The 5030-nt window shown below is 75.4% G+C and carries 3 protein-coding genes; 2 read left to right on the forward strand and 1 reads right to left on the reverse strand.

All coding sequences use genetic code 11. The annotated features are described in order from the left end of the window. Positions 1-686: RICIN domain-containing protein (locus GTW40_RS03040; protein WP_161178588.1), on the forward strand; the 686-nt coding region annotated here is incomplete at its 5' end. Positions 687-824: 138 nt separating this feature from the next. On the opposite strand, the gene GTW40_RS03045 is transcribed toward GTW40_RS03040, so the two are convergent. Then, positions 825-1982 (reverse strand): lactate 2-monooxygenase, encoded by a 1158-nt coding sequence (locus GTW40_RS03045; protein WP_161178589.1) that lies wholly within the window; start codon positions 1980-1982, stop codon positions 825-827. A gap of 172 nt (positions 1983-2154) precedes the next feature. Between GTW40_RS03045 and GTW40_RS03050 the strand changes: the two genes are divergently transcribed. Continuing rightward, positions 2155-5030 (forward strand): BTAD domain-containing putative transcriptional regulator (locus GTW40_RS03050; protein ID WP_161178590.1); only part of this gene is annotated, 2876 nt, incomplete at its 3' end.

Below are 5030 nucleotides of genomic sequence, written 5' to 3' on the forward strand. Positions count from 1 at the left end.
GGGCCTGGCCGGCCAAGGTGGTGCTCACCGTTGTCGGTGTCGCCTCCGCCGGGCTCCTCGTGACCGTGTTCGCCGTCGGCGCCTGGCCGGGCGGCGGTGACGGCACCTCCCAGATCGCCTCCACCGGCGCCAAGCCCGCCGCCGACCCCCGCTCCGCGCAGCCGTCCGACGGCACGTCACCGTCCGCGTCCGCCGGGACGCCCACCGCCGTGGCGGTCCCCACGGCCGGGCACCCCTTCCGGCTGCGCAACGTCGGCGCCGACCTCTGTCTGAGCGTCAAGGGCGAACCCCGGGACGGCGGCGCGACCACGCTGGCCCTGTGCTCCGGCGACGAGGTCCAGCGCTGGACCTACGACGCCGACGGCATGCTGCACAGCGCCGCCGACCCCCAGCTGTGCCTGGACTCGCACGCCGACCCCGGCGTGGTCATCCTGGGCACCTGCGTCGACGCCGGCACGGACCGCGCGGACGACGTGCGCTACGACCTCACGGTGCGCGGCGAGCTGCTGCCCCGCTGGGACCGGACCCTGGCCCTCGCGGCGGCGGACACCCGGCCCGGCTCCGACATCGTGGCCGCCCCTCGGGACAGCTCCTCCGGCCAGCTCTGGCTGACCGACACGCCGTCGGCGAAGCCCGACTCGCTCTCCATAGCGGGGGCTTCGGAGCCGCCGCGCCAAGGGGCGTAGTGCCTGCGGCGCTTCGGCCGGGAACGAGGTGGTTCTCGCCGTTGGCGGGTGCCGGTTCAGCGTGGCTGGTCGCGCCCACGCGGCGGTAGCCGCATATCGACACGGCCCCGCGCCCCTAGCGAGTTGTCGTGCCCTTGGTCAGGTCAGTGACTCCGGGCCGAGGGTGGACACGGAGGCGTGGCCGGAGAGGGCCATGGTGAGGTCCAGTTCCGCTAGCAGGCAGCGGATCACGTGGTCCACGCCCGCCTGTCCGTCCAGGCCGAGCCCGTACACGTAGGGGCGGCCGAGCAGCACCGCACGCGCGCCCAGGGCGAGCGACTTGAACACGTCGTCGCCGGTGCGTATGCCGCTGTCGAACAGGACGGTGAGCCGGTCGCCGACGGCCTCGGCGATCCTGGGCAGCGCGTCGGCCGCCGCGACGGAACCGGCGACCTGGCGGCCGCCGTGGTTGGAGACCACCACCCCGTCCATCCCGGCGTCGGCGGCGAGCCGGGCGTCGTCCGGGTGCAGTACGCCCTTCAGCACGATCGGGCCGTCCCAGTGCTCCCGCAGGAACGCGAGGTCCGGCCAGGTGTGCCCGGCGTCCCCGAACAGCCCGAGGAAGCGCAGCACGGCCGCGTTCGGGTCCTCGTGCACCGGCTTCGCCAGTCCTGCCTGGAACGCCGGGTCGGTGAAGTAGTTGGCGGTGCCGACCCCGTGCAGGAACGGAAGGTACGCCCGGTCCAGGTCGCGCGGGCGCCAGGACAGCAGCGGGGTGTCCAGCGTGACCACAAGCACCGAGTACCCGGACGCCTTCGCACGGGCGAGGAAACTGGCCGTCACCTCCGGGTCGCTGCCCCAGTACAACTGGAACCAGCGCTCGGCGTCGCCCATCGCCGCCGCGACCTCCTCCATCGGCGTGCTCGACGCCGACGAGAGGATGTACGGCACGCCCCGCGCGGCGGCGGCCCGGGCCGCCCCGGACTCCGCCTCCGGGTGCATGATCGACAGCACCCCGACCGGCGCCAGGGCCAGCGGCGCGGGCAGCGTGCGCCCCAACACCTCTACGGACAGGTCTCGTTCCCTCACGTCCCGCAGCATCCGGGGTACGATCCGCCGCCGCTCCAGCGCGTCCCGGTTGGCCCGCGCCGTGCTCCCGTCCCCGGCGCTCCCCGCGACGTACCCCACCGGCCCGGGGCCGAGCCGGTGTTCGGCCAGCTCCTCCAGCCGGGTCAGGTCGGTGGGCAGCCGGGGCACCGCGCCGGTCATCCCGTTCAAGTAGATCTCGTACTGGAAATCCGCCCACTGCCCGACCATGATCCGGCTCCCTCCACTCCGTTGTGGACAACCGGTCCCCGCGAGGACCGGCGTCGATCCTAGGCGGCCGGGAGCCGCTGGTCAGGAGGCGGGACGGGACCCGGAGAACTCGGGGATCGGCGGGCGTCACCGGCCCGCAGACGCCCGCCCGCGCCCGTGGCAAAATCGGCGCGTGCAGATCGGGATACTCGGGCCGTTGACGGCGCGCGCGGACGACGGTGGCCCGGTCGACGTGCCGGGGGCGCGGCTGCGGGGGCTGCTGGCCGCGCTGGCGCTCAGGGCGGGGCAGGTGGTCCCGAAGGCGACGCTCGTGGACTGGATCTGGGGCGAACTGCCGCCCGCCGACGCCGCGAACGCGCTGCAGCGGCTGGTGTCCAGGCTGCGGAAACTGCTGCCGGACGGCGCGATCGAGGGGCGCACGGACGGGTACCGGCTGCGGGTGGAGCCCGACGCCGTGGACGCCGTACGGTTCGAGCGGCTCGTCGGGGAGGCCCAGGGGCGGGACGCGTTCGGGCGGGTGCGGCTGCTGCGCGAGGCACTCGAACTGTGGCGGGGGGCGGCCCTTCAGGATGTCGGGCTGGGCGGCGGTGAGGCGTTCGACGCCGTCGTCGTACGGCTGGAGGGGCTGCGGCTGACCGCCACCGAGGAGCGGGCCGAGGCGGATCTCGCGCTCGGGCGCGGGGCGGAGACGGTCACGGAGCTGACCGATCTGGTGGCCGCGCATCCGCTGCGCGAACGGCTCGTGGCCGCGCTGATGCGTGCCCTCGTCGCGGCCGGGCGGGACAGCGAGGCGCTGCTGGTGTACCAGCGGGCGCGGGAGTCCCTGTCCGAGGCGCTGGGCGCCGATCCCTCGCCGGAGCTGGCCGCACTCCATGTCGCGCTGCTGCGCGGCGAGTTGGGGCGTCCGGAGGAGAGCCGGAAGACCAACCTGCGGGCCGAGCTGACCACGTTCGTGGGCCGGGACCGCGATGTCGACGCGGTGCGCGGGCTCGTCACGGAGCACCGGCTCACCACCGTGATCGGGCCGGGCGGCGCCGGGAAGACCAGGCTCGCCACCGAGACCGCGCGCACGCTGCTCGGTGAACTCCCGGACGGGGCCTGGCTGGTGGAGCTGGCCGGGGTCGGCGCGGAGGGCGACGTGGCGCAGGCGACCCTCTCCGGGCTCGGGCTGCGGGACACCCTGCTCGGGGGCGCCCCGCACGCGGAGCCGGTGGACCGGCTCGTCGCCGCGATCCGTGAGCGCGAGGCGCTGCTGATCCTGGACAACTGCGAGCATCTGATCGAGTCCGCCGCGGTGTTCGCCCACCGGCTCCTCGGGGAGTGCCGGCGGCTGCGCATCCTGGCGACGAGCCGGGAACCGCTCGGCATCACCGGCGAGGCGCTGTGGCCCGTCGAGCCACTGGCCCTGCCGACGGCGGACGCCGCCCCCGGCGAGATCGCGTCCGCACCGGCCGTACGGCTGCTGCGGGACCGGGCCCTCGCCGTGCGCCGGGACCTGGCGGGCGACACCGCCACGCTGGCCACCATGGTGCGGGTCTGCCGGGCGCTGGACGGACTGCCGCTGGCCATCGAACTGGCCGCCGCCCGGCTGCGCACCATGTCCGTCGACCAGCTCGCGGGCGGCCTCGACGACCGCTTCCGCCTGCTGACCGGCGGCAGCCGCACCGCCCTCCCCCGGCACAAGACCCTGCGCGCGGCCGTCGACTGGAGCTGGGAACTGCTCACCGACGCCGAACGGGCCGTGCTGCGCAGGCTCGCGGTGTTCTCCGGCGGGGCGAGCCTGGAGGCGGCCGAACGGGTCTGCGCGGGCGAGGAGTTCGCCCGGGAGGAGGCCGCGCGGCACGAGGTCTTCGAGCTGCTCACCGCACTCACCGAGAAGTCGCTGCTGCGCACCGGGGGCGACGGCACCCCGCGCTACCGCATGACCGGCACGATCAAGGAGTACGCCGGGCACCGCCTCGCGGAGGCCGGAGAGGCGGACCTCGCCCGCCGGGCCCACCTCGCGCACCTCACCGAACTCGCCGAGACCGCCGAGCCGCAGCTGCGCCGCGCGAGTCAACTCCACTGGCTGGCACGGCTGGAGGCCGAGCACGACGACATCGCGGCGGCCATGCGCGGGGCGCTCGCGGCGGGCGACGCCCAGGCGGCGATGCGGCTGGCGGCCGCCGCGGGCTGGTACTGGTGGCTCGGCGGACACCGCACCGAGGGCATGGAGCTGATCACCGCCGCCACGAAGGTGCCCGGCGACGTCGCCGACGAGGTCCGGGCCACGGTGTACGCCCTGTACTCGATGTTCGCGACCTCCGGGCGGGGCGACGCGCAGCAGGCCGCGGAGTGGATCCACGCGGCGCACCGGATCAACGAGGGCCTGCCGGGCGGCGGTCACCCGGCGCTGGGTCTCGTGGGCGCGCTGGTGCGGCTGCTCCGGGGGCCCGAGGAGGCCCTGGCCGCGTTCGAACCGCTGCTCGCCGACGAGGACCCCTGGGTGCGCGCCCTGGCCCGGCTGCACATGGGCAAGATGCGGATCGTGCTCGGCTGGAGCGGGCGGGACGCGGACGCCCATCTGGAGGCGGCGCTCGCGGAGTTCAGGGCGCTCGGCGAGCGGTTCGGGATCTCGTTCGCGCAGAGCGAGCTGGCCGACCGGATCGCCGCGCGCGGCGAGTTCGCCGCCGCCTGCGCGCACTACGAGCAGGCCGTCGCGGTCGTCACCGAGGTCGGCGCCGCCGAGGACGTCATCCGAATGCGCTCGCGGCAGGCCCAGTTGTACTGGCTCCTCGGCGACCGGGAGGCGAGCGCGGCCGCCGTGGCCGAGGCGCGGCGGTGGGCGGAGCGCGTCACCTGGCCGGACGCGCTGGCCGAACTGGCCTTCGCCCGGGCCGCACTGGCCCGCTGGGACGGCGACGCCGACGAGGCGCGCGCACAACTCGACGTCGCCACCGGCCTGTTGCGCGACGAGGCCGAGCTGCCGCACATCCGCGCGATCAGGCACGACCTGCTCGGCCACCTCGCCGACGACCTGGACGAGGCCCGCGCCCACCACGCGGCGGC

The sequence above is a fragment of the Streptomyces sp. SID4985 genome, from assembly GCF_009863025.1.
Classification (GTDB): domain Bacteria; phylum Actinomycetota; class Actinomycetes; order Streptomycetales; family Streptomycetaceae; genus Streptomyces.

Bases quoted from the DNA above. Each gene is read 5' to 3' on its own strand.
- GTW40_RS03045 (WP_161178589.1), bottom strand. From the start codon at position 1,982: ATGGTCGGGCAGTGGGCGGATTTCCAGTACGAGATCTACTTGAACGGG.